This is a genomic window from Bradyrhizobium sp. S3.12.5 (genome assembly GCF_040548225.1).
Taxonomy (GTDB): domain Bacteria; phylum Pseudomonadota; class Alphaproteobacteria; order Rhizobiales; family Xanthobacteraceae; genus Bradyrhizobium; species Bradyrhizobium cytisi.
The window spans coordinates 421404-444169 of record NZ_JBEPRF010000001.1 but is presented as its reverse complement, the minus strand read 5'-3'; the positions used below and the strand labels follow the sequence as shown (position 1 = coordinate 444169).

Below are 22766 nucleotides of genomic sequence, written 5' to 3'. Positions count from 1 at the left end.
GATCACGCCGCCCGCGAGCGAGCATCGTCGGCCGCGCAGGCCGCCGCACTGTCGTCGAAGGCTTCGCACATCCGCATCGCGACCAGCAGGTTTTCGGGCGTGAGCACCTCCGCTGTCGGGCCCCACGCCACCGGGCCGCGGGCCAGCACCAGCGTCTCACTGAAATGGGTGCGCACCATCTCCATGTCATGCAGCGCGGCCAGCACGGTGCGGCCTTCGCCGTGCCAGTGCTTCACGAGCGCGAGCAGGTCGGCCGTCGTCTTGCTGTCGATGGCGTTGAAAGGCTCGTCGAGCACGATCAGGCGTGCATCCTGGAGCAGCACGCGCGCGAACAGCACGCGCTGCATCTGGCCGCCCGAGAGCGTGCCGATCGGACGGTTCTCAAAACCGTTGAGGCCAACGGAAGCGATCGTATCTAGGATCTTTTCACGCGCCGGCTTACCAATGCCGCCGAACAAGCCGGTGGCGCGCCACAGCCCGGTCGCGACGAAATCGAACACCGAAATCGGGAAGGTGCGGTCGATCTCGGCGCTCTGCGGCAGATAGGCGATGTCCCTGGCATCGAGCCCGCCGAGATGGATACTGCCGTCGAGTGGCTTGAGGATGCCGACGATGCCGCGCAGCAGCGTCGATTTGCCGGCGCCGTTCGGGCCGATCACGGCGACCAGCGCGCCGGACGCGACCTCGCCGTTGAGATGGTGCACGGCCGGATGGCGGTCATAGCCGAGCGTGACGTTGTGAAAGTGAAGCGCTGCCATGGTCACCTCATCGCGAGCCAGACCACACCCCAGAGCACGGCGCAGACGGCGACAGCGGCTGCGAGGCGGCCGGCCACGGTCATGCGCAGGATCGACCAGGGCGCGTCCTGGGCTGGGTGCGGAGAGGCCGCGTCGTGGACATGGGCATGGGTGTGGTCGTGTCCGTGCGATTGCCCGTGGTCATGAGAATGGCCATGGGAGTGGCCATGAGCATGGGCGGGATGATGGGCGTGGGACGCGGCGGGAACCATGCCAAGAACGTTATATTATAACATTACGCTTGTCCACGGCCGTCACGCAGGGCGATTCCACACAGCAAAGAGGCGGCCGCGTGAGCGACCGCCTCTGTTGTTTCCGTCATTCCGGGGCGGCGAAGCCGAACCCGGAATCTCGAGATTCCAAGTCTGGTGCTAACGCAGCATCCTGGAATGGCGGAGTAAAGCCTCAGGCCTTGTCGAACAGGGACTCGACGTATTCCCAGTTCACGAGGTTCTCGACAAATGCCTTGAGATAGTCGGGACGGCGGTTGCGATAATCGATGTAGTAGGAGTGCTCCCAGACGTCGACGCCGAGGATCGGGGTCGCGCCGTGCACCAGCGGATTCTCGCCGTTCGGGGTCTTGGCGATCTCGAGCTTGCCGTTCTTGACCTGGAGCCAGGCCCAGCCGGAGCCGAACTGGCCGACGCCGGCCGCCTGGAAGTCCGTCTTGAACTTCTCGAAGCCGCCGAGGTCCTCGTTGATCTTCTTCTCGAGCTTGCCCGGCAGCTTGGTGCCGCCGCCATTGGGCTTCATCCAGCTCCAGAAGTGGATATGGTTGTAGTGCTGGCCGGCGTTGTTGAACACCGCGGGGTTCTTGCCGAACGAGCCCTTGACGATTTCTTCAAGGGACTTGCCTTCCCATTCGGTGCCCTTGAGCGCGTTGTTGCCATTGGTGACGTAGGCCTGATGATGCTTGTCGTGGTGGAATTCCAGCGTCTCCTTCGACATGAACTGGCCGAGGGCGTCATAGGCGTAAGGGAGGGGGGGCAGCGTGAATGTCATGGGTTCTTGTCCGCAACTGGTGGGGAACGTGTTCTCTAACGGTCACCCCTTATAGAAGGTTCCTACGCCGTTAAATACCGTCAATTTGCGAAAAGGCGCGATTGCGACAGCATGGCCCGATTGCACAGCTTTCATGTCCTCGAAAAATATCATTGCCTTTGAAGTGCTTATGGCAGAACGAATGCGTCACGGAGCAGAGCTGCGAAAGCCATGAGCATCGAGATCGACATTTTGAACGGCGACGCCGCGTGGCCGATCGCGCAACCGCTGCTCAGCGCAGTCTGGGGACGCGACGCCGCCGAGCAGCCGTCCTGGAGCCACGTCAAATGGGCCCATGCCGATCTGCGCGTGCTGATCGAGACGCCCGAGGATGGCCTGGTCTGCCACGTCGGCATCTATTTCCGCACCATCAGCTGGAATGGACAGAAAGCGCACGTCGGCGGCATCGGCGGCGTCTGCACGCGCGAGGATCGCCGCAACCGCGGCTATGCGACCATGGCGATCGACGCGGCGGTGCACACCATGCGCGCCAACGAGGCGGTTCGCTTCGCGATCCTGTTCTGCGAACCGCATAATGTCGCGTTCTACGAGGCCCGCAAATGGCGCGCCTTCACCGGCGACATTTATTGCGAGCAGCCGGAGGGCCGCGTCCACTTCACGCATATGGCGCCCTACGTGTTCGACATCGTCCGTGCGCCGACGCTCGGCACCATCGACCTCTGCGGCCTGCCGTGGTGAAACATTCGCTGGGGCAAATGAACCAGCAATGTGATTCCATCAGGCGTTGCACGATTCTAATTTGCTGCTATGGAGACGCCTCCATTCCGAGGCCCCTCCATGTCCCGCAGATTCGCCGTCCTCTCCGTCCTCCTGGCTGCGCTGTCCGGCGCGACGGCCGCGCATGCGCAAAGTGCTGACGCGAGCGGGACCTGGCTCACCCAGGCTGGCGATGCCCGCGTGAAGATCAGCAAATGCGGCGGCGGCATCTGCGGTGTCATCGTCTGGCTGCGCGAGCCCACCGACACTGCGACCGGGCAGCCCGCAACCGACAGCAAGAATCCCAATCCCGCGCTCGCCAGGCGCCCGATGATCGGCCTGCCGCTGTTCTCCGGCATGCAGCCCGCAGGGCCGAACAAATGGTCGGGCCAGATCTACAATGCCGATGACGGCAGCACCTATGCGAGCAGCGTCTCGGTGTCGGGCACAGCGACGCTGCGCGTCGAAGGCTGCGTCGGCGCGCTCTGCGGCGGCGAGACCTGGACGCGGGCGGGACGCTGATCCGCTCCCTCGTGTCCCGGACGCGATGCAGCGCGAAGCGCTGCCTCGCAGAGCCGGGACACACCACGATGGGCCCCGGCTCTGCATCGCATCACTACGTGCTGCGCTGCGTCCGGGGCAAGAGAGTGATTTCAGGCCACCATCGCCTTGAGCGCCGTCGCCGCAGAGGCGTAGCCGCCGCGCGCGCCGTCGATGAAGTGCACGTGGTCGCTGCGCAGCGCCGAGGGCGTGAAGCAGGTCATCATCGCGGCATCCTGCTGATAAAGCCCGTAGCGCACGACGCCATCGCGCGCAGCGGTCGCAAGACGATCGCTCAAGGCGCACTCGAGCTCCGGCGTGCAGTCGAGGATCATGCGCAGACCGTCGTCATATTTTCGGAAGTCGGAATTCTCGACGACCTGGCGCTTGTAGACCTTCGGCAGGAAGCCGCCGGCCTTGATGTCGAAGCGCATCAGGACATAGACGAAAAACGTATAGGCGAGCAGACCGGCGCGGCGCTTGAGCAACGACCCGCCACGGATCGCCCGCGCCTCGTAGTCCAGGCCCTGCGGCGGCCATTTCAGCGGCGGCCCCTGCGGTGGCACCGGACGGCCGGAATCCGGACTGCGCTCGACGAGATGGATGATGTCCTCGATCACCTTGCGGAAGGCCTGCGGATCGGTGCCACCTGCCGGCATCACCAGCACCGACAGGATCAACCCGCGCGAGGCCGGAATCACCTCGAAGCGGCAGGACAGGCCGGAGAGATCGGGTTGCGTGCCTGAGGGCGCCTCAGCGAGGGCGAACTCGCCGCGCTTCATCGCGGCGTCGGCCCAAGCGAGCCCGCCGCCGGAGAACATCGCATAGGACAGATTGGCCGATGGACCGAAGCGCGCCACGCGCACGTCAAGACCTGTCGCGCGGATGGCGCTCACCGGAACGAGCGCGACACGCATTTTGAGATCGAGGTCTTCCCGAACCCAGGTCGCCGTTGCAGCCAAAGCTTCGCGTGCAGCATCGAGATCGGCCGGCGCGACCGCAAAACTGGCGCCGTCGCCGCCGAACACGAAAGGAAATTCGCGTCCTTCCAGCGCATTCGTCACCGCAGCGATCACGGCAGCCCCAGCCATGTTGACCGCCTTGTAGCGCTGCGCCGCAATCGCCTTGGTGGAATCGACGATGTCGGCGACGCCGACGCTCCAGTCCTCCGGCAGCGGGGAATAGAGCTTGGGCTCCATCAGGCTGGTGAAGCCGCGGAAGACGGGTATGGCGCCATAAAAGGATGCGGCTGTCATCGCAGGAGCTGGTCAGGTTTGCACGAGAACAGATACGGGGCGGGATCGATCCGGGTTCGCCTGCCGGCTCGCCCGAACAACGGCGCATCATTGGCTGAAACGGGGATGACAACAAGATGCGGCGCCTGCCACCCGAGCACTGTTCGCAGGCAATCTGCCGGGACGCAAGCTAATGCAGTTTCTCGTCCGCATGCTTGCGCGATACATCCGCGGGGGCGTTGTGACAGCCAACCAGCCGCACAAATTGCTGCGGATGCATTTCGTGGCCGTGGTCGCCGGAATTCTGATGCGTCATCGGGGGGCAGTGAACGTCCTCCGGCTTCGCGCGGGACTGTTCGATCCGGCCTTGATTTGAAGCGGTCATGTTTGACGCGACCATGGACTGCTCCTCTCGATTAGGGCAGATCGATTGACGTAACCCAATCGATTGCGGCGCATCTTACGACCAGATCCGGTGAAATGTCATTGGGCCTGATCAACTCAATTGTGGCAACGGAGTTCCTTTACGCCGTGTTGCCCGCGTCGATCGTGAACACGGTGCCGGTGACGTTGCGGCCGCCCTCGCCGAGCAGATATTCCACCATGCGCGCGATGTCGCCGGTCTCCGGCAATCGCCGCAGCGCACTGCGGCCGGCGATGCGCTTGCGGCTTTCGTCGGAGAGATTGTGCGTGAGCTCGGTGTCGATGAAGCCCGGCGCGATCGCGTTCACGGTGATGCCGAGCTTGCCGACCTCGCGCGCGAGCGATCGGGTGAAGCCGGTGGCGGCGGCCTTGGTTGCGCCGTAGACCGAGAGGCCGTTATAGCCCGTCGTCGCGATGATCGAGGAGATGTTGATGATGCGGCCGGCGCCATCCGCCATCATCTGGCGCGCGACATATTTGGTGAGGATGATCGGCGACAGCACGTTGAGCTGCACCAGCGCCTCGATTTCGGAATTGTGCATGGTGGCGAGCAGGCCCTCGGTGCCGAGGCCGGCATTGTTGACGAGGCCGTAGGTCGGGCCGAATTCATCGCGCACGAGCTTTGCGAAAGCGGGGATCGCATCGATCACGGCAAGGTCGCAGGCGCGGAAGTGCAGCCGGCCTTCGGACCCGGCGATCGCGGCCCTGAGCTCGTCGCTCTCGCGCCGCGCGGCCGCGATCACGTTGTAGCCGGTGCTGGCCAGGCGCGTGCCGATCGCAAGGCCAATGCCGCGGCTGCCGCCGGTGACGAGAACATTATGCATCGGTACGCGCCAGCTTGCCGGCCGGGGTGACGTCGAGCGCCTCGACGAAGCGGACCACCGCCGGCACCTTGTGGGACGCCAGCTGCGCGCGGCACTGATCCAGGATCTGGTCACGAATTTCCTTCGTGCGCGCCTGGTCGGTACCGTCGGCAAGGATCACGTCGGCGACGACGATGCCGCCCGTGATCGGGCTGCGCCGCGATTTCGCCCGCGACATCCGCACGTCGGGATGACGGTTGATCGCCGCCTCGATCTCCTCGGGATGAACTTTCAGCCCGCCGATATTGATGATGCCACCGCGGCGGCCGACGAAATAATAGCGGTCGCCGCGCAGTTCGACGATATCGCCACTATCGACGAAACCGTCGCCGTCGGTGAGCGCAGCCGCGTTACGGCCGATATAGGCGTGTGCCGTGCGCGTCGATCGGATCCGCAGCGAACCTTCGATAATCTTCATCTCGACGCCGTTACGGTTGCCGAGATAGTTCGCCGGAAAACCTTCGAGCCCGTCGTTGACGGCGAAGCCGACGCCAGCCTCGGTCGAGGCATAGGCATGGCCGACGGAGGAATTGGGGAACGCCGCCTTGAGGCCGTCGAGCACCGCCTGGTCAGCGATCTCCCCGGAGAGGCGAACATAGCCCGGCGCAAACTGCGCGGCGGAGCCGCTCATCAGGAGCTTGCGCCAGTGCGACGGCGTGCCGGAGATGTGCGAGACCCCGCGCGCGTTCAGCCGGGCAACGTGATCGGCGAGCGTTTCGTGCGGGTCCGACAGCACCATCGAGCCACCGGAGAGGACGGCGCGAAGGAAGATCTGCAGGCCGCCATAGCGCCGGATGTCATAGAACGTGGCCCAGACCGGCGCGGGGCCCTTGGCGGGGCCTTCGGCGACGATAGCGCCCGTGAGCGCTTCCAGCGTATGGCCGACGATTTTCGGCACGCCCGATGTGCCCGATGTGAGCATCAGCCATTCGGTCGCGCGCTCGGTCTGCGCAGGCGCGGTGGATTGAAGCGGCAATTGTGCAGTAACGACCAGCGACACGGCGGTCGCGGTCCAGCGATCAGGCTCGTCGGTGACGACAGCATCGATCCCGGCATCTGCGATCAGGGCGTCCAGATGCGCCGGGTCGAGATCCGGCGGGCACAGCAACATGCGACGGACGATACCGTCGAGCTCGATCATGGCGAGGCCCGACCGGAGCTGGTCCGACAGCTTCAGCAACACCGCGCGGCCGGACAGCTCGCGCAGGCTGCCGCCGAGGACGGTCTGCGACAAGATATCGGTCAGCGACACGACATGGTGCGCATCCGACAGGTCGCGGCCCTTCAGCTCCGCGCCGAGATGGTCACGGAGCGCAAAGATCTCACGCGGGGACATTTTCGTAGGCCCGCACGAAATCGCCCACGGTGGCGGGGAACGCTGCGTCCTCGGAAATGGTGAAGGGATCGACGCCGGTCTCGTCCTCGAGACGTGCGACCAGGATCGCGAAGGCGAGCGAGTCGAAGCCCGTCTCGTGCAGGGACAGATCGTCCGAGAGTGCGGGAAGCGTGACGTGCTGTTCCCTAGCGATCTGCTGAATCGCTTCAATGACCTTGGATCGTACCGACATGGCTGGCTCGCCTCTTACTTAGTTAATCGATCGTATGTCTTGCGGCGGCTCATGATGACCGCCTCCCTATGGCCGCTTGTTTACCCGACAGAAGTAAATGGCCTCTTGGACAATTCAGATAAAATTGGACCTATCTCTCGATTTTGCCGCGGCTACAGCCTGATCGTACCGTCCACGATCTGTGCAAAAGCCCTGGAATCGAGCGCGACATAGGCGCCGGATCTCGGCTCGAGCATGAACATCGCGTCTTCTATTGCATCCGGGTCAAAGCCCGCGCGCGCGAGCTCGCCCTTCTTCTGCTTGAATGTCTCGGTCGCATCGAGCTCGCGCGAGATGCGGATGAAGACCGGGCGGGCATAGGCCGGCAGCCGCTGCGCGAGATAGGCAGACAGTGCGGCGATATCAAATCCTTCGTTCACGACGATCGCGCTCATGCCGGCGCGGCCGTCGGCGCCGGGGATGCTGACGCCGTAGGTGGTGGCATCCACCACGCCGGTGAAATCGCGCACGGCGTCGTTGACCTCGGAGGTCGCGACGTTCTCGCCCTTCCAACGGAAGGTATCGCCGATGCGATCGACGAAGTGGAAGAAGCCCTTGTCGTCGAGCCGCATCAGATCGCCGGTACGAAACCAGGCATCGCCCTTGGCGAAGACGTCGCGAAGGATCTTGTTCTCGGTCTCACCGGCATCGGTATAGCCCTCGAAGCGGCCACCGCCCTCGTCCGCCTTGCCGATACGGCCGATGGCCTCACCCGCCTCGCCGCGTGCGCAGGCGATGCAAAAGCCTTCGCCATTGCGCAGCGGCGCGCCGGTGTCGGGGTCGAGCCTGACGAGGCCTGCGGGAAAGCGATGCGCAAGCAGCGGCGGGATGCGGCCGATGGCGCCCGGCTGGCCCTCGACGTTGAACAGCGAGAAATTGCCTTCGGTCGCGGCATAGAATTCAAGAATGCTGGGAATGGCGAAACGGCCCTGGAAATCCTCCCAGATATCGCCGCGCAGGCCATTGCCGCAGACCAGTCGCAGGCGGTGACGGTTTTCGTATTCCGACGGCGGCGCCTTGAGCAGATAGCGGCAGAGCTCGCCGATATACTGAAACAGCGTACAGTCGTGCCGCACGATGTCGGGCCAGAAGTTCGAGGCCGAAAATTTCTCCGCGATCACCACCGCGCCGCCGGCGGCGAGCATGCTGCACGGCGCGACGATGCCGCCAACCGAGTGGAACAGCGGCAGGCAATCATAGAGCCGGTCCTGCGGCGTCGCGCCGGTGAGACCCGCGAACCAGAAACCCCAATTGAGGATGCGGCGATGGCTGATGCTGGCGGCCTTCGGCAGGCCGGTGGTACCGGAGGTGTAGATCAGCAGCGCGCGGTCATCGATGGTGACATCGCCGTGCTCCTCCGGCGACAGCGCCCCATCATCGAGCGCGGCAAGCGCAACATCGATCGCGCGCGCGCTGCGAGCATCGCCATGGGTCCAGATCTTGGCGTCGGTGTTCAGATGCGGCCCCGCGCTCTCCAGCGTGTCCACGAGCTCATGCGTGACGATGATATGCGAGGGCTTTGCGACATCGACGCAATGCGCGAGAGACTGCCCGACAAGCTTGGTATTGATCAGCGCCACTACGCCACCAACGCGGCTGATGCCGAGCCAGGCTGCGACATAATCGATGCCGTTCGGCATGATCAGGCCGACAGTATCTCCTTTGGCGACGCCGGCCGAGAGTGCCCAGCGCGCATAGCGGTTGATGCGCTTCGACAGGCCGTCATAGTCGAGGCTGGCATCGTCCGTGACCAGCGCGACGCGGTCGGGCTGGCGACGTGCCCAATCGTCGACGACGTCGGCGAAGAGGCGGCCCGGCCGCGTCTCGATCCGCGCAGTCAGCTCGATCGCCTTCAGCCAGATCTTTGAAGCCGAGGGCGCGCGCGCGGCTTTCGTTTGCTCGATGAGGCCGGTGGTCATGCCGTTCATTCTTTCGGGCGGTATCTGCTTGTTCCCGGCAACTTAGCTCGCGCGTCCTGCCCAGGTGTTAAGAGACAAGGTAAAACTCGGTTAGCTCTCGATTAACTGCGATCATCCTTTACCAAGCCGACGGGAACGTCGTGCGGCCTGGAGCGATTCTTGCGATAGCAAATCCAGACTTTCGGGCGTGCTGTGCGCGTCCCCTTCGCCGCAAGACGAACTGGAGGCTGCGATGATCACCAAGCGACATTTCCTTCAGACCGCCGCCTGTGCCGCGGCCACGCTCATCGCTCCGCGCGCCTTCGCGATCGGCAATCCGTCTTATCCGTCGCGCAGCGTGAAATGGGTGGTGCCCTATGCACCGGGCGGCGCCACCGACGTGCTGTCACGTCTGATCTGCCAGCGGCTGTCCGACCGGCTCGGCCAGACCTTCGTGGTCGAGAACAAACCCGGCGCCGGCAGCAATATCGGCACACAGGCGGTGATCACGTCCGCGCCAGATGGCTACACGCTGCTGTTGACCTCGACAGCGAATGCGATCAACGCCTCGTTCGATCCGGCGCTGCCGTACGATTTCGCCAAGGGCATCGCGCCGGTCGCCGGCGTTGCGCGCATTCCACTGGTGCTGGTCGTCAACAACGATTTGCCGGTGAAGAGCGGCTCCGACTTCATCGCCTATGCCAAGGCCAATCCCGGCAAGATGTCGATCGCCTCCTCCGGCATCGGCACCTCGCTGCATCTCTCCGGCGAATTGTTCAAGTCGATGGCCGGCGTCCAGTTCACGCATGTGCCGTACCGCGGCTCCGCGCCGGGCCTGACCGACGTGATGAGCGGGCAGATCCAGGGCATGTTCGACAACGTCACCTCGTCGTTCGAGCTGGTGCGCACCGGCAAGCTGCGCGCGCTCGGCATCACCACGCGCGATCGCTCGGAGATTTTGCCTGACGTGCCACCGATCGCCGACACACTTTCCGGTTACGAGACATCCTCGTTCTACGGCGTCGGCGCTCCCTACGACACGCCGCGCGAGATCGTCGACCTGCTCAATCGCGAGGTCGACGCGGCGCTGTCCGACGCCGGGATCAAGGCGCGCCTCGCCGAGCTCGGCGCGATCCCGCTGCACGGCAATGCAGGCGCGTTCGGCGGCATGCTGACCGCCGAGACCGAGCGCTGGCGCAAGGTGGTGGAGCTGTCGGGGATCAGGAAAGAATAGCTCGCGGCTTCTACGCGCCAAGCAAGCGGATCGTCATCCCGGACGACCGCATCACAATCCGTCAGTACACCTGCTTATGACGCCTGCGTGGCGGGGGCGGCGGCTTATCGAAAGCGTAATAGGGATTGACGTCGCAGCTGGCCGCGAGGCCCGATGCCGTGGCGCGGCACTGCTCCAGCGAAGTGAAGCTGCAGTCGAAATAGCCGCCGCCGCCGCCACCACCCAAGCCGCCGCCACCACCCGTGTATTTGTGCATGCACACCGGGTAACGCGGATCATAGGTCTGGGCCCTGGCATCTGCCGCAACGAACAGCGTGGCAATGGCGGTGAGGGTCAGGAGAGGCAGGCGCATCGGACATTTCCTCGAATTGGTAGCAACGGCAGGCGTTATGCCATTTCGATATGGCACAACGGCGCGAAAGAAGCGATCGTTCCTACTCATACCTCTCCCGCTTGTGACAAGCATCAAAAACGATCCGACACGGCGCCGTAACGATCCGAAACGGTGAAGGCGCTCCGTGCCCGACCCGCACTGAACGCATATCTCCGTACAACCATCCTTCGACCAAGGTCGCACGCCACCGGCGCAGGAATCCGTTCGCAGGTCTGGGCGAACGGACTAGTCTCTCGATCACAACGCTGGCCCAGGCCCGATGACGTTCCAGGGCAATCAACAAACATATGGGCTGGAGGAAACGCACATTCGCGCTCGGGCTTTTGAGCGCGGCTCCGCCGTGCGCGGGGAGAAGATGCGCTGGCCCACCTTTGGTCCCAGAGCATGCAAGAGAGCTTCTCGTCTCCGTTCATCCGCTATCCGATCGGCACCTCGCTGCTGATGGCGGGCATCCTGTTCGTTGGCCTCGTGGCCTACCCTCTGCTGCCGGTTGCGCCGCTGCCGCAGGTCGACTTTCCGACCATCCAGGTTTCCGCGTCGCTTCCCGGCGGTAGCCCCGAAACCATGGCCTCCTCCGTGGCGCAGCCGCTCGAGCGCCAGCTCGCGCAAATCCCGGGCATCGCGCAGATGACGTCGACGAGCTCGCTCGGCTCGGCATCGATCACCATCCAGTTCGATCTTAATCGCCTGATCGATGCCGCCGCCAACGACGTGCAGGCTGCGATCAACGCAGCGAGCGGCCAATTGCCGAAGAACCTCCCCTCGCCGCCGACTTATCGCAAGGTCAACCCGGCGGACTCGCCGATCATGATCCTGTCGGCAACTTCCGACACGCTGCCCCTGACCACCGTCAGCGACCTTACCGACGCCCAGCTTGCGCAGCAGATCAGCCAGATTCCGGGTGTCGCGCAGGTGTTTGTCGGCGGGCAGCAGAAGCCCTCGGTGCGCATCCAGGTCGATCCGGCCAAGCTGGTCGCCAAGGGCCTGTCGCTGGAGGACGTGCGCAGCCAGATCGCGGTTGCGACCACGGACAGCCCGAAGGGCAACATCGACGGCACGCGGCGCGCCTACACTGTCTACGCCAACGACCAGCTGCTCGAGGCTACGCAGTGGCAGGATGTGATCATCGCTTATCGTAACGGAGCGCCTTTGCGGATTCGCGACATCGGCGAGGCGGTGTCGGGACCGGAGGACATGAAGACCGCTGCCTGGGCCGACGGCAAGCGCGGCGTGTTCCTCGTCATTTTCAAGCAGCCAGGCGCCAACGTCATCGAGACGGTCAACCGCATCACGCAGAAGCTGCCGCGGCTGATCGCGGCGATCCCGCCCGCGATCAGCATCAAGATCATCAGCGACCGCACCATCACCATCCGCGCCGCGGTCGACGAGGTGCAGATCACGCTCATGATCACCATCGCGCTGGTGGTGATGGTGATCTTCATCTTCCTGCGCAGCTTCTGGGCCACGATCATCCCGAGCATCACCGTGCCGCTGGCCCTGCTCGGGGCCTGCTCGCTGATGTGGGTGTTCGGCTACTCGGTGGACAATCTCTCGCTGATGGCGCTGACCATCGCGGTCGGCTTTGTGGTCGACGACGCTATCGTGATGCTGGAGAACATCACGCGCTATGTCGAGCGGGGCGAGAACCCGGTCACCGCCGCCTACAAGGGCGCGGCCGAGATCGGCTTCACCATCGTCTCCATCAGCATATCGCTGGTCGCCGTGCTGATCCCGCTGCTGCTGATGGGCGGCATTATCGGCCGGCTATTTCGCGAATTTGCGGTGACGCTGTCCATGGCGATCTTCGTCTCGCTCGTGGTGTCGCTGACCCTGACGCCGATGATGGCCTCGCGTTTTCTACGTTCCGGCCACGAGGCCCGCGGCGGCCGCTTCTACCAATGGAGCGAGCGGCTGTACGAGCGGCTGCTCGGCGCCTACGAGCGCGGGCTCGACCTCGCGCTGCGGCATAGTCTCGTCACGCTCTGCGTTTTTTTCGCCACCGTCGCGCTGTCGGCGCTGCTGTTCATCCTGATCCCCAAAGGCTTCTTCCCGCAGCAGGACAACGGATTCCTCACCGCGGTGTCGGAAATGCCCCAGGACATCTCCTTCGCCGAGATGAAGCGGCGGCAGGAGGCGCTCAATGCCATTGTGCAGGCCGACCCCGCCGTCGATTCCATCGCGATGTTCATCGGCGGGGGTGGCACGGCGCTCAATTCGGGGCGCATGTATATCACGCTGAAGCCGCTCGGGGAGCGCGACGCCAATGCGCAACAGATCATCGCGCGGCTGCGGCCGAAGCTCGCCAAGGTCGAGGGCGCGCGCCTCTATATGCAGGCCTCGCAAGACGTACGGCTCGGCGGTCGCGCCACCCGCACCCAGTTCGAGTTCACGCTCCAGGACGCCAATCTCGCCGAATTGGACGCATGGGCGCCGAAGATCCTGACGGAGATGAGAGGCCTGCCGGAGCTTCGCGACGTCGCCACCGACCAGCAGACCGAGGGCACGACGGTGCAGCTCACGATCAATCGCGACACCGCCGCACGCTACGGCATCCAGCCGCAGTTGATCGACGACACGCTCTACGACGCCTTCGGCCAACGCCAGGTGGCGCAATATTTCACGCAGACCAACAGCTATCATGTCGTGCTCGAGATCACGCCGGCGCTGCAAGGCAAGCTCGACACGCTCGACAAGCTCTACATCAAGTCGCCGCTGACCGGCGACGAGGTCCCGCTCTCTGTCATCTGTCGCTGGACCAACGAGCCGGTGCGGCCGCTCGCGATCGCGCACCAGAGCCAGTTTCCGGCGGTGACGATCAGCTTCAACCTTGCCGAGGGCGTTGCGCTGGGACAGGCGACCGCCGCCGTAATGCGCGCGGTCGGCGAGATGGGTGCGCCGCCGACGCTGTCAATGAGCTTCCAGGGGACTGCGCAGGCGTTCCAGCAGTCGCTCGGCACCGTGCCGATGCTGATCCTCGCCGCACTCGTCGTGGTCTATCTGGTGCTGGGGGTGCTGTACGAGAGCTATATCCATCCGCTGACCATCCTGTCCACGCTGCCGTCGGCCGGCGTCGGCGCGATCGCGATCCTGATGGTCTTCGGCTTTGATTTCAGCCTGATCGCCCTGATCGGGGTCATCCTCCTGATTGGCATCGTCAAGAAGAACGGCATCATGATGGTGGACTTCGCCATCGCCGCCGAGCGCGAGCAGCATCTGACGCCAGAGCAGTCGATCCGCCAGGCAGCACTGCTGCGCTTCCGGCCGATCATGATGACGACGATGGCGGCGCTGCTCGGCGGCGTCCCCCTGATGCTCGGCACCGGCACCGGCGCCGAGATCCGTCAACCGCTCGGCTACGCCATGGTCGGCGGTCTCGTGGTCAGCCAGGCGCTCACCTTGTTCACGACCCCCGTCATCTACCTTTACCTCGACCGCTTCTCCAACACGTTGTCACGCTGGATGGAGAAGAAGCCGAAGCCGGAGGCCGAGAGCGAAGAGCAGAAGGACGCGGCGGAGTGAGCTGGGCTCGCGCTAACCCAGCCCCTGCAGCACCAGCCGGTTCAGCCTTGCGGCAAACGCGGCGGGATCCTCCGGCAGCTCGCCGTCCAGAATCTGCGCCTGTTCGAGCAGGAGCAGGCTGAGATCGTCGACCGTCTTCGAGCCGGCCTGCGCCCTGGTGATCGCCGTGACCATGGGGTGGCGCAAATTGATCTCCAGGATCGGCCTGGTGCGCATGCCGCGGTTCTGCTGCGCCAGGATGCGCTCGAGCTCGCGGCTCGGACCCTGGCTGTCGGCGACGAGGCAGGAGGCGGAGCTGGTGAGGCGGGTCGAGGCCTTGACATCGCTGACGCGCTCGCCAAGCGTCGCCTTGATCACCGCGATGGTGGCGGCCTCGTCCGCCTCGGGCTCGTCCTTCTTCGCCTCGTCCTTCTCGTCGACGCGCGGGATCAGGTCGAGATTGAGATCGCCCTGACTCAGCGACTTCAGCGGCTTGCCCTCGAACTCGGTCGGCATCGAGGTCCAGAACGCATCGACCGGATCGGACAGCAGCAGCACCTCAATGCCGCGTGCGGTCGCAGCTTCCAGCCGCGGACTGGACTTCAGCCGCTCGATGCTGTCGCCGACGAGATAATAGATCTCGGTCTGGTTCGGCTTGAAATCGGCGACGACGTCCTTGAGCGCGCGCTTCTCGCCGGTGGTGGTGGTGAAGCGAGACAGCGCGAGCAACTTCTCGCGGCGCTCGAAATCCTCGTAGATGCCCTCTTTCAGCACCGCACCGAAGGCGTCCCAGATCCTTGCGAAATTCTCCGCATCCTTCTCGGCGAGGGTTTCGAGCTCGTTGACGACGCGGGTCGCAACGGCCTTGCGGATCTGCACCAGCTGCGGGTTGTTCTGGAGCATCTCGCGCGAGATGTTGAGCGGGAGATCCTCGCTGTCGACGACGCCGCGGATAAAGCGGAGATAGCCGGGCAAGAGATCCGCATCATCGGTAATGAAGACGCGGCGGACATAGAGCTTGACGCGGCCCTTGCGGTTCGGCTCGAACAGATCGAACGGCTTGGTCGACGGCGCGAACAGCAGCACGGCGTAGGAGTACCGGCCCTCGGCGCGATAATGCAGCGTCATCGCAGGATCGTCGAAGGCGGAGGCAATCTGCTGATAGGCCTTCTTGTAGTCCTCCGTCGATAGCTCGGATTTCGAGCGCTGCCACAGCGCGCTCGCCGAGTTGATCTGGCGCGGCTCGCCCTCTTCCGGCACGAGCTCGATCGGGAAGAGGATATTGTCGGAATAGGCACTAACGATGCGCTCGATCTCGTAGGTCTCGAGATATTTCTTCGCATCGTCCTTCAGGTGCAGCACGATCTCGGTGCCGCGCGCCACGCGGGCCGCCTCCTCGTCGCTTGCGCGTGCGATCTCGAAGCCGGAGCCGCCTGAGGACGTCCAGGTCCAGACATCGCTCTCGCCGGCGCGGCGGCTGACGACGACGATCTTCTCGGCGACCATGAAGGCGGAATAGAAGCCGACCCCGAACTGGCCGATCAGGCCGAGGCCGTCCTTGGCCTCCTTCAGCTTCGACACGAAGGCCTTGGTGCCGGAGCGGGCGATGGTGCCGAGATGCTCGATCAGCTCCTGCCGCTCCATGCCGATGCCGTTGTCGGCGATCGTGAGCGTCGTGGCCGTCTTGTTCGGGATGATCCGGATCTTGAGCGCGTCGCCCTCACCCAGCAGTGCAGGACTGGCGATCGCCTCGTAACGCAGCTTGTCGCAGGCATCCGAGGCGTTGGAGACCAGCTCGCGCAGGAAGATGTCGGTCTCGGAATAGACGGAGTGCACCATCAGGTGCAGCAGTTCGGAAACCTCGGCCTGGAAAGGCTGCGTGTGCGTGGCCGTATCGGACGTCGTCATGCGTTTACCCGGTCAATCAAAAGTGAAGAAACCCGGGATATAACGCGATGGGATAGGGGATCAAGTGGACATGTAGGACCGCCGTCCCGGCGGGAGGCCGGTTTTGCATGTGGGACGAGGCCGATCAGGTCACGCAGCGGCCGGGCTGCAGCAGCTTGGCGACCTCGGTCAGGGAGCTGACCATCGGCTCGCAAGCGATCGTCGGCTTGCGGCCCGGCTTCAGCATCGTAGGAGCGGACTTGGCGTTGCCGGTCTCGATCACCGCGGGGACCCGGAGCAGCACGGACGTATCGGTCAGATCGTTCAGCCGCATCGAGACGGTGCGGGTGGCAACCGCCGCCGGCTTCAAGTCGCCGAGCCGGTCGGACTTGCCGGCACGATTGACGTCGTGACTAGCAACGCTGCGAGCTGAGGTTTGGGCCGGCTGTTCGGCGAGCGCCTGCCAGCGGTCGGCCAGATCGTGGCCGGAGGCCAGTTGCACCGCGCCAACCTGGACGGCGCCAAGCGTCGCGGCGAGTGCGACGGCACCAAAGAATACCTTTTGAAAAAATACCTTTTGAATCTGTGGCATAGCTGTCGGCCCCTCGCCCCATGGCGGTCAAGGGAACAACGCGAGCGGAGGGCCGGAGTTTCCCGGACGTTAAGATCACTTAACCGTGTGCGGAAACCACAGAATGCCTGCGAAAAATTTTTGCAGGCCGCTTGGAACGACTCCTGCGCCGGGGAGTCGTCTCAGCAGCCGGCTATTCCCCCCTGCCCCATAAGCCGGCGATGTAGGGCGCGACTGTGGTGATGCCAGTCGCGCCTTACTTTTGTCTGCGCAAATTTCGCCAACCAAAATTTCCGCCCCACCTTCCGCCCCCAAGGGCGGATCATCCAGGGGTATATCTTTCCAGATCGACGTTCACGCGACCGTTGCGGAGAGCATCCCAATTTGCGTCCGACCCGTCCCCCCAGGGAGGACACGAGTCGGACGCCGGTTATTCACGTCTCGCGTCGGTCAGCCCAAGGCTGAGACATTAGCGCAATCAACAGGCAAGATCGCGGCTTCGCAATCTTCCGCGGCGGATTGCCCAGCGTTCATGGCTATGGCGCATCACGCGATCGAGCGCCGCCCGTGAACCCAAGGTCTTCTCGGGGATGCAGGCGATGACGGCATTGCGATCCTCGATGAATTGCTCGTCGACAATCCATGTCCGCAGTTCTTCACCGGCGAGCCTTGCTGCGATCCGGTCGGGCGTCGGATCAATGTCGTGGGCGACCAATACGTTCATCACGATCCGACCGCCCGGTGCCAAGCGGGCGCGGATGGCGTCGCAGGTCTCAGCATCAAACTCTTCCGTGAAACGGAATCCCGGTCCACCAACGTCGATCGCAATGCCGTCGTAATATGCGCGGTCATCGAACACGAAATTTCGAAAGTCGGAGACGATGCATGGCAACTCGTCCGGAAGATCGAAATACTTGTGCGCGAGCACGAAACTGATCGGGTTAATGTCGACGATGGTCAATCTCTTGCCGAGACGCCACAGGCGTGTCGCAAGATTTCCGCCGCCACAACCCAGGACGAGGATCTGTTCGGACCGAGACAAGAGTTCGTCCATGAGCTTCACATAGGTGAAGACGCTTTCGCCGTCTGGCGTCGCCTGGCTTTGCCGGATGCCGTCTTCGAAGTACACGCGCGTGCCATCCCAAGAACATTCGACGATATCGATCTGTCCGTTCCTCCCTTGATAACGACCCAACAATTTCACGACACCAAAGACCTTAATCGGCGGGCATTAGAACACATGCATTAAACATCTCTTATCATGTAATTTGCGGTGCGCCAACTGTTTCGACTATCGCTGATAATGTTTCCGCATTCCGGGAGAAAAATTCGATACAAGTCTCCGACCTCTATCCCTTTAGGGCGGTGCGCGATCCGGTCACTGATATATTGTGCATCTAAATTGATGCTTGAAATTGGATTTTGGATGGTGTAAATATACTGCATGAGGATCGCACTGGAGGCCGCCATTTCATGATCACGGCCAATCAACTCAGGGCTGCTCGCGCGCTCCTGAATATAGACCAGCGGCAGACGGCCGAACTCGCTGGCCTTTCAGTCCCCACCATTCAGCGCATGGAAGCGAGTGACGGAGTTATCCGTGGGAACGTCGATTCTCTGATGAAATTGGTTTCTGCGCTGGAGAATGCCGGGATCGAATTGATCAATCCGGGCGTTGCGAGCTCGGCCGGGGGTCGAGGCGTTCGCCTCAGGGAGCACGTCGCGAAGCCGAAAATGAAGAACATGAAGCAGCCCAAGCCCTCTTCGCCGCGAACTTTGGAACGGGCGCGATAACCCGCCGAGGCAAGATGGGTTTCTCGATCGAGGCCCCCTGCGATCACGCCGGCCTGGAATAGCCCTCCCACCGAACTTCAAATGGAATTGGCGTGATCGGCCGTCCGATCGAGCAGGGCGAGAAGTCCCTGCAAGATCATGTTGGGCGGCGGAGGACAGCCGGGAATATGAAGATCAACGGGAACTACCTGCGAGACCCCTCCTACCACCGCATAGCTGCCGGCGAAGCAGCCGCCATCCCGAGCGCAATCTCCCACGGCGACGACCCATTTCGGGTTGGGGGTCGCATGATAGGTGCGCTCCAACGCCTCGCGCATGTTCTTCGTCACCGGCCCGGTTACCATCAATACATCGGCATGACGCGGCGACGCTACGAACCGGAGGCCGAAGCGCTCGACGTCGTAGTAGGCATTGTTCAACGCGTGGATTTCAAGTTCGCATCCGTTGCAAGATCCAGCATCGACCTCGCGTATCGAGAGGCTTCGGCCGAGACGCCGTCGTGCCGCGCGACCGACGGCCGTGGCGAGCTCGGTCACTGCGGCGTCGTCCGGTGACGGTGCTTGCTCGGTGAACGGCCGGCGAAACAGGCTCTCAAAAAGCAGCTTGCGCATCTGGTGCCGTTCCTCAGAGATCGTGGCCCGAATAGGAGCAATTGAAGGATTTGTTGCAGAGCGGAAAGTCGGCGATGATGTTGCCCTCGATCGCGGCCTCTAGAAGCGGCCATTGAAACCACGACGGGTCGCGCAGATGGCATCGTTCGACCCGGCCATCCCGCAAGCGGAGCCAAACCAGGACGTCGCCGCGAAATCCCTCGACGATCGCCATGCCTTCCCGCACCTCCCGCCGGTGCCCCGCATGCGTTCCCGGCGGGCCATCGGGAAGCCGGTCCAATATTTGGTCGATCAGCAGAAGGCTCTGTTCGACCTCGCGCACGCGGATCCAGACGCGTGCGTTGACATCCCCCTCGTTCAGGACCGGGACTTCGAAGCGCAGCGCGTCATACGGTGGATACTTAAGTGTGCGTCGCGCGTCGAAGGACCGACCGGATGCGCGGCCTATGTAGCCTCCAGCGGCATACTGCTTGGCAAATGCGGGCTTAAGCACGCCCGTATCGACCGTGCGATCTTGCAGCGATGCCGTATTGTCGTAGAGCTCGACCAAAGCAGGAAACCGCTGGCGGATGTTATCCAGCGCCGCCTGGATGGCTTCCCTCCCTTCATCGTTAAGGTCGCGGGTCACGCCACCGGGCACGATAATATCCCGCATCAGCCGATGACCGAATGCGATATGGGATGCGCGCAGAATGCTCTCTCGCAACACGCTGCAAAGAGCGTGCATCAGCGCGAAGGACGCGTCGTTGCAGATTGCACCGATGTCGCCGAGATGATTGGCGAGCCGCTCGAGTTCCGCGAGCAGCGCACGCAGCCAAACTGCACGATCGGGCACGACAAGCTGCAAGGCTGCTTCGGCCGCTCGCGAAAACGCAAAGGCGTAGGCGACTGTGCTGTCGCCTGACACGCGTCCGGCGAGCTGAACAGCCCGTTCGAGATTGGCTCCAGCCATGAGACCCTCGATACCCTTATGGGTATATCCCAGCCGCTGTTCCAGCCGGGCCACGGTCTCACCGCTGGCCGTAAACCGAAAATGCCCCGGTTCGATAATTCCCGCATGCACCGGACCGACCGCGACCTGATGCAGGCCGTCGCCCTCCACCGGCAGGAAATGATAGGGCGGCGCCTTCGAAAATGCGTTGATGCGGTTTCCCAAGGGGAAGCGAACGGCCCAACGGTCGTGATCAAGCCACGGACGAGTATCGGGCAAGCCTTCCGCTGACAATCCGAACAGATCGTTGATGGTGCGCTCCAATCGAAGCGCTGGCGGGTGGTGTTTGCCGACTGAAGGATAAGCGCGGTCGGGGCAATCCAGGCTGACAGTGGCAACTTCTGCCGTATGTCCATCCATAATCGCCATGTGCACCGTTGAGGGTTCCCCCCAAAGGCCGAGCAGGCTCCAGCGTCCGTGTGCCAGCTCACTTGCCGCAAACGTCCAAACGGAAGCATCGACTACAGCTCGCGGCCACGGGCTGTGTTGTTGGACCGGGCGGCCCTCCAGCAATAGATCGATCAGCGATGGCATATCCCGTTGATCTCCAAACTATCCAAGAAGGCGAGCCACGTGCTGGAACCAGGTAACGAGCGGCGCTGGAAGATAGATTCCCGCAATCAGAACCAGCGAGAGATGGGCAAACATCGGCACATAGGAAGCCTCGGCTGACTTCGTGCTGCCGCGAGGCTCGCCAAATGCGACGCTTGTCAGACGCAACGTCAAAGCGCCGAAGGCCAACAACAGCCCGAATACCAGTACGATCGCGAGCAGGGGCTGGCGTGCGAAGGTCGAGCTTACGACCAGAAATTCGCTCATGAAGATGCCGAGCGGCGGCACGCCGGCGATCGCGACGACGCCCGTCACCAGGCACCAGCCGAGCGCCGGATGGGTCACGGTCAAGCCCCGGATCCCGGAGATTCGCTGCGTGCCCTTGATCTGCGATATATGTCCGACCGCGTAGAAGATCGCGGACTTGGTCAGACTGTGCATCACCATGTGCAACAGTCCCGCGAAATTGGCGAGCGGGCCGCCCATGCCGAACGCGAACACGATGATGCCCATGTGCTCGATCGACGAATAGGCGAACAGCCGTTTGATGTCGCGTCGACGGTAGAGCATGAAAGCTGCGAAGACGAGCGAAACCAGGCCCATCGTCACCATAAGGGGGCCAGGAGCGATCGCTGCCGGATTGGCGGCCAGCAATATCTTGAAGCGCAATAGTGCGTAGAGCGCGACATTCAGCAGCAGCCCCGACAGTACCGCCGATATCGGCGTCGGACCTTCGGCGTGGGCGTCGGGCAGCCATGCGTGCAGCGGCGCCAAACCGACCTTGGTGCCGTAGCCGAGCAGCAGGAATATGAAAGCGACGTTGAGAAGCGCGGGATCGAAATTCGCGGCATGTCGGATCAACAGGGTCCAGATCATGCCGTCCTGGCCCTCGCCCACAACCGGCCGCGCCGCCATGTAGACCAAGATCGTGCCGAACAGGGCGAACGCTATTCCGACGCTCCCCAGAATGAAATATTTCCATGCCGCTTCCAAAGCGGCGTGGCTTCGATAGATGCCGACCATCAACACTGTGGTGAGCGTCGCAATTTCCACCGCGACCCACATCAGGCCGATATTGTTCGACACGAAAGCCAGGTTCATGCCGAACATCATGGTCTGATACATGGCGTGGTAGAAACGCAGATAAACCGGTGTCAACCGACCAGTCTCCAGTTCATGCGCGATGTAGCTGGCGCTGAAGATGCTGGTCGTAAACCCCACGAAGGTGTTGAGCACGATGAAGACGATGTTGAGATCGTCGACGAGCACGTACGGCCCCGGCGGTGGACGTGCGATGACGAACAACGAGAGGGATGAAAGAAATGTCGCCAAGCTCGCCACGACGTTCAACCGCGCCGTCAGCCGATAACCCGGCAGTATGGCCAGCAACGCTGCCGAGCCGATCGGAATTATCAGGACAGCCGCCACCGGATCGAAGGAAAGTACGTTCATCGCCGTTCGCCCCGGTAGTCGTCGAGCGCGGAGACATCGACGGAATCGAAACGTTCGCGGATCCGGAACAGGAAGATGCCGATGACGATGAAGGCGATCAGGATCGAGAAGGCGACGCTGATCTCGACCACCAGCGGCATGCCCTTGGCGCCGGTTGCCGCCAGCACCAGCCCATTCTCGAGCGACATGAATCCGACGACCTGGCTGACGGCGTTGCGACGGGTCACCATGACCAGAAGTCCGAGCAGCACGACCGACAAGGCAAAAGCGAGATCCTCGCGCGCCAATGGATCGGCCTCCGCGGTCACCCGCAGCATCAGCACCATTGAGAGGGCAACTAGTGCCATCCCGGCCAGCATGGTCGGGCCGATCCCCACTGCCGATTCGATGTCGCGATGGATCCCCAGCTGCTTGACGATGCGATGCAGCGCCACCGGAATGATGATCGCTTTGAAGACGAGGGCGATTGTTGCCGTGATGTAAAGATGAGGTGCGTCCTGGACGAAGGCCTGCCAAGCGACGGAAAGCGCGAGCACAAGGGCATGAAGCGCAAAGACGTTGAGCAGCGAATAGAGCCTATCCTGGTACAGCATCATGAAGCTGATCAGGACGAGTCCGCCAGCCAGTGTGTGCGAAACGTCGAAGGAGAGGCTGTGCATCT

The 22766-nt window shown here is 63.1% G+C and carries 22 protein-coding genes; 5 read left to right on the top strand and 17 right to left on the bottom strand.

Annotated features, from left to right (window positions below; translation table 11 throughout):
* Positions 1 to 2: 2 nt before the first annotated feature.
* The 3 genes from ABIC09_RS02085 to ABIC09_RS02075 form a co-directional block, all read right to left on the bottom strand.
* Positions 3 to 758 carry a metal ABC transporter ATP-binding protein gene (locus ABIC09_RS02085; protein ID WP_354032842.1) on the bottom strand — a complete coding sequence of 252 codons (756 nt, stop codon included), beginning with the start codon at positions 756 to 758 and terminating at the stop codon, positions 3 to 5.
* A gap of 2 nt (positions 759 to 760) precedes the next feature.
* On the bottom strand, positions 761 to 1009 hold the full coding sequence (locus ABIC09_RS02080) for a hypothetical protein (RefSeq protein ID WP_148751759.1): 249 nt from the start codon (positions 1007 to 1009) through the stop codon (positions 761 to 763).
* Positions 1010 to 1202: 193 nt separating this feature from the next.
* Positions 1203 to 1799, bottom strand: coding sequence for a superoxide dismutase (locus tag ABIC09_RS02075; protein WP_063985730.1), 597 nt, complete (start codon positions 1797 to 1799; stop codon positions 1203 to 1205).
* A gap of 210 nt (positions 1800 to 2009) precedes the next feature.
* On the opposite strand from ABIC09_RS02075, the gene ABIC09_RS02070 reads away from it, so the two are divergent.
* Entirely contained in the window at positions 2010 to 2537 is a 528-nt protein-coding gene (locus ABIC09_RS02070) for a GNAT family N-acetyltransferase (protein ID WP_148751758.1), read from the top strand.
* A gap of 99 nt (positions 2538 to 2636) precedes the next feature.
* A complete protein-coding gene (locus tag ABIC09_RS02065; protein ID WP_354108233.1) occupies positions 2637 to 3077 on the top strand; it encodes a DUF2147 domain-containing protein in 441 nt (146 codons plus the stop codon).
* A gap of 131 nt (positions 3078 to 3208) precedes the next feature.
* On the opposite strand, the gene ABIC09_RS02060 is transcribed toward ABIC09_RS02065, so the two are convergent.
* From ABIC09_RS02060 to ABIC09_RS02035, 6 genes are all read right to left on the bottom strand, one after another.
* Positions 3209 to 4351, bottom strand: a complete 1143-nt coding sequence (locus ABIC09_RS02060) for a DUF3095 domain-containing protein (protein WP_354108232.1) — start codon at positions 4349 to 4351, stop codon at positions 3209 to 3211.
* A gap of 169 nt (positions 4352 to 4520) precedes the next feature.
* On the bottom strand, positions 4521 to 4730 hold the full coding sequence (locus tag ABIC09_RS02055; RefSeq protein ID WP_354032838.1) for a hypothetical protein: 210 nt from the start codon (positions 4728 to 4730) through the stop codon (positions 4521 to 4523).
* A gap of 124 nt (positions 4731 to 4854) precedes the next feature.
* Positions 4855 to 5577, bottom strand: a complete 723-nt coding sequence (locus ABIC09_RS02050) for an SDR family NAD(P)-dependent oxidoreductase (protein WP_354108231.1) — start codon at positions 5575 to 5577, stop codon at positions 4855 to 4857.
* A complete protein-coding gene (locus ABIC09_RS02045) occupies positions 5570 to 6952 on the bottom strand; it encodes a class I adenylate-forming enzyme family protein (protein ID WP_354108230.1) in 1383 nt (460 codons plus the stop codon). The genes ABIC09_RS02050 and ABIC09_RS02045 overlap by 8 nt, the downstream gene beginning before the upstream one ends.
* Positions 6939 to 7184 carry an acyl carrier protein gene (locus ABIC09_RS02040; protein ID WP_008135396.1) on the bottom strand — a complete coding sequence of 82 codons (246 nt, stop codon included), beginning with the start codon at positions 7182 to 7184 and terminating at the stop codon, positions 6939 to 6941. Before ABIC09_RS02040 ends, ABIC09_RS02045 begins: the two co-directional genes overlap by 14 nt.
* Positions 7185 to 7336: 152 nt before the next feature.
* Positions 7337 to 9151 carry a long-chain-acyl-CoA synthetase gene (locus ABIC09_RS02035; protein WP_354108229.1) on the bottom strand — a complete coding sequence of 605 codons (1815 nt, stop codon included), beginning with the start codon at positions 9149 to 9151 and terminating at the stop codon, positions 7337 to 7339.
* A 223-nt stretch (positions 9152 to 9374) separates the two neighbouring features.
* Between ABIC09_RS02035 and ABIC09_RS02030 the strand changes: the two genes are divergently transcribed.
* Positions 9375 to 10355: a Bug family tripartite tricarboxylate transporter substrate binding protein gene (locus tag ABIC09_RS02030; protein WP_354108228.1), complete on the top strand. Its 981-nt coding sequence runs from the start codon at positions 9375 to 9377 to the stop codon at positions 10353 to 10355.
* A gap of 61 nt (positions 10356 to 10416) precedes the next feature.
* On the opposite strand, the gene ABIC09_RS02025 is transcribed toward ABIC09_RS02030, so the two are convergent.
* Positions 10417 to 10707 carry a DUF3551 domain-containing protein gene (locus ABIC09_RS02025; protein ID WP_354032833.1) on the bottom strand — a complete coding sequence of 97 codons (291 nt, stop codon included), beginning with the start codon at positions 10705 to 10707 and terminating at the stop codon, positions 10417 to 10419.
* Positions 10708 to 11133: 426 nt separating this feature from the next.
* Here ABIC09_RS02025 and ABIC09_RS02020 point away from each other — a divergent pair, with 426 nt between their 5' ends.
* A complete protein-coding gene (locus tag ABIC09_RS02020) occupies positions 11134 to 14268 on the top strand; it encodes an efflux RND transporter permease subunit (protein WP_354108227.1) in 3135 nt (1044 codons plus the stop codon).
* Between the two features lie 12 nt (positions 14269 to 14280).
* Here ABIC09_RS02020 and htpG read toward each other — a convergent pair whose 3' ends face one another.
* The 3 genes from htpG to ABIC09_RS02005 all read right to left on the bottom strand — a co-directional run bounded on the left by htpG (position 14281) and on the right by ABIC09_RS02005 (position 17834).
* A complete protein-coding gene (gene htpG, locus ABIC09_RS02015) occupies positions 14281 to 16155 on the bottom strand; it encodes a molecular chaperone HtpG (RefSeq protein ID WP_354082535.1) in 1875 nt (624 codons plus the stop codon).
* A gap of 124 nt (positions 16156 to 16279) precedes the next feature.
* Positions 16280 to 16726, bottom strand: a complete 447-nt coding sequence (locus tag ABIC09_RS02010) for a hypothetical protein (protein WP_148751748.1) — start codon at positions 16724 to 16726, stop codon at positions 16280 to 16282.
* 457 nt (positions 16727 to 17183) lie between these two features.
* Complete coding sequence (locus ABIC09_RS02005; RefSeq protein WP_354108226.1) at positions 17184 to 17834, bottom strand: spermidine synthase; 651 nt, start codon at positions 17832 to 17834, stop codon at positions 17184 to 17186.
* A 344-nt stretch (positions 17835 to 18178) separates the two neighbouring features.
* Here ABIC09_RS02005 and ABIC09_RS02000 point away from each other — a divergent pair, with 344 nt between their 5' ends.
* The gene (locus ABIC09_RS02000) at positions 18179 to 18499 is read left to right on the top strand and encodes a helix-turn-helix domain-containing protein (protein ID WP_148751746.1); all 321 of its coding nucleotides are present in this window, start codon (positions 18179 to 18181) and stop codon (positions 18497 to 18499) included.
* A gap of 77 nt (positions 18500 to 18576) precedes the next feature.
* On the opposite strand, the gene ABIC09_RS01995 is transcribed toward ABIC09_RS02000, so the two are convergent.
* The 4 genes from ABIC09_RS01995 to ABIC09_RS01980 are packed head-to-tail and all read right to left on the bottom strand — an operon-like array spanning position 18577 to position 22764.
* Complete coding sequence (locus ABIC09_RS01995) at positions 18577 to 19110, bottom strand: NADH-quinone oxidoreductase subunit B family protein (protein ID WP_148751745.1); 534 nt, start codon at positions 19108 to 19110, stop codon at positions 18577 to 18579.
* Between the two features lie 13 nt (positions 19111 to 19123).
* Positions 19124 to 20635, bottom strand: coding sequence for a hydrogenase large subunit (locus ABIC09_RS01990; RefSeq protein WP_354082536.1), 1512 nt, complete (start codon positions 20633 to 20635; stop codon positions 19124 to 19126).
* 18 nt (positions 20636 to 20653) lie between these two features.
* A complete protein-coding gene (locus ABIC09_RS01985) occupies positions 20654 to 22105 on the bottom strand; it encodes a hydrogenase 4 subunit F (RefSeq protein ID WP_148751743.1) in 1452 nt (483 codons plus the stop codon).
* Positions 22102 to 22764: a hydrogenase-4 component E gene (locus ABIC09_RS01980; RefSeq protein WP_187434909.1), complete on the bottom strand. Its 663-nt coding sequence runs from the start codon at positions 22762 to 22764 to the stop codon at positions 22102 to 22104. Before ABIC09_RS01980 ends, ABIC09_RS01985 begins: the two co-directional genes overlap by 4 nt.
* Positions 22765 to 22766: the final 2 nt, after the last annotated feature.

Bases quoted from the DNA above. Each gene is read 5' to 3' on its own strand.
- ABIC09_RS02085 (WP_354032842.1), bottom strand. From the start codon at position 758: ATGGCAGCGCTTCACTTTCACAACGTCACGCTCGGCTATGACCGCCAT.
- ABIC09_RS02080 (WP_148751759.1), bottom strand. From the start codon at position 1,009: ATGGTTCCCGCCGCGTCCCACGCCCATCATCCCGCCCATGCTCATGGC.
- ABIC09_RS02075 (WP_063985730.1), bottom strand. From the start codon at position 1,799: ATGACATTCACGCTGCCCCCCCTCCCTTACGCCTATGACGCCCTCGGC.
- ABIC09_RS02070 (WP_148751758.1), top strand. From the start codon at position 2,010: ATGAGCATCGAGATCGACATTTTGAACGGCGACGCCGCGTGGCCGATC.
- ABIC09_RS02065 (WP_354108233.1), top strand. From the start codon at position 2,637: ATGTCCCGCAGATTCGCCGTCCTCTCCGTCCTCCTGGCTGCGCTGTCC.
- ABIC09_RS02060 (WP_354108232.1), bottom strand. From the start codon at position 4,351: ATGACAGCCGCATCCTTTTATGGCGCCATACCCGTCTTCCGCGGCTTC.
- ABIC09_RS02055 (WP_354032838.1), bottom strand. From the start codon at position 4,730: ATGGTCGCGTCAAACATGACCGCTTCAAATCAAGGCCGGATCGAACAG.
- ABIC09_RS02050 (WP_354108231.1), bottom strand. From the start codon at position 5,577: ATGCATAATGTTCTCGTCACCGGCGGCAGCCGCGGCATTGGCCTTGCG.
- ABIC09_RS02045 (WP_354108230.1), bottom strand. From the start codon at position 6,952: ATGTCCCCGCGTGAGATCTTTGCGCTCCGTGACCATCTCGGCGCGGAG.
- ABIC09_RS02040 (WP_008135396.1), bottom strand. From the start codon at position 7,184: ATGTCGGTACGATCCAAGGTCATTGAAGCGATTCAGCAGATCGCTAGG.
- ABIC09_RS02035 (WP_354108229.1), bottom strand. From the start codon at position 9,151: ATGAACGGCATGACCACCGGCCTCATCGAGCAAACGAAAGCCGCGCGC.
- ABIC09_RS02030 (WP_354108228.1), top strand. From the start codon at position 9,375: ATGATCACCAAGCGACATTTCCTTCAGACCGCCGCCTGTGCCGCGGCC.
- ABIC09_RS02025 (WP_354032833.1), bottom strand. From the start codon at position 10,707: ATGCGCCTGCCTCTCCTGACCCTCACCGCCATTGCCACGCTGTTCGTT.
- ABIC09_RS02020 (WP_354108227.1), top strand. From the start codon at position 11,134: ATGCAAGAGAGCTTCTCGTCTCCGTTCATCCGCTATCCGATCGGCACC.
- htpG (WP_354082535.1), bottom strand. From the start codon at position 16,155: ATGACGACGTCCGATACGGCCACGCACACGCAGCCTTTCCAGGCCGAG.
- ABIC09_RS02010 (WP_148751748.1), bottom strand. From the start codon at position 16,726: ATGCCACAGATTCAAAAGGTATTTTTTCAAAAGGTATTCTTTGGTGCC.
- ABIC09_RS02000 (WP_148751746.1), top strand. From the start codon at position 18,179: ATGATCACGGCCAATCAACTCAGGGCTGCTCGCGCGCTCCTGAATATA.
- ABIC09_RS01995 (WP_148751745.1), bottom strand. From the start codon at position 19,110: ATGCGCAAGCTGCTTTTTGAGAGCCTGTTTCGCCGGCCGTTCACCGAG.
- ABIC09_RS01990 (WP_354082536.1), bottom strand. From the start codon at position 20,635: ATGCCATCGCTGATCGATCTATTGCTGGAGGGCCGCCCGGTCCAACAA.
- ABIC09_RS01985 (WP_148751743.1), bottom strand. From the start codon at position 22,105: ATGAACGTACTTTCCTTCGATCCGGTGGCGGCTGTCCTGATAATTCCG.
- ABIC09_RS01980 (WP_187434909.1), bottom strand. From the start codon at position 22,764: ATGCACAGCCTCTCCTTCGACGTTTCGCACACACTGGCTGGCGGACTC.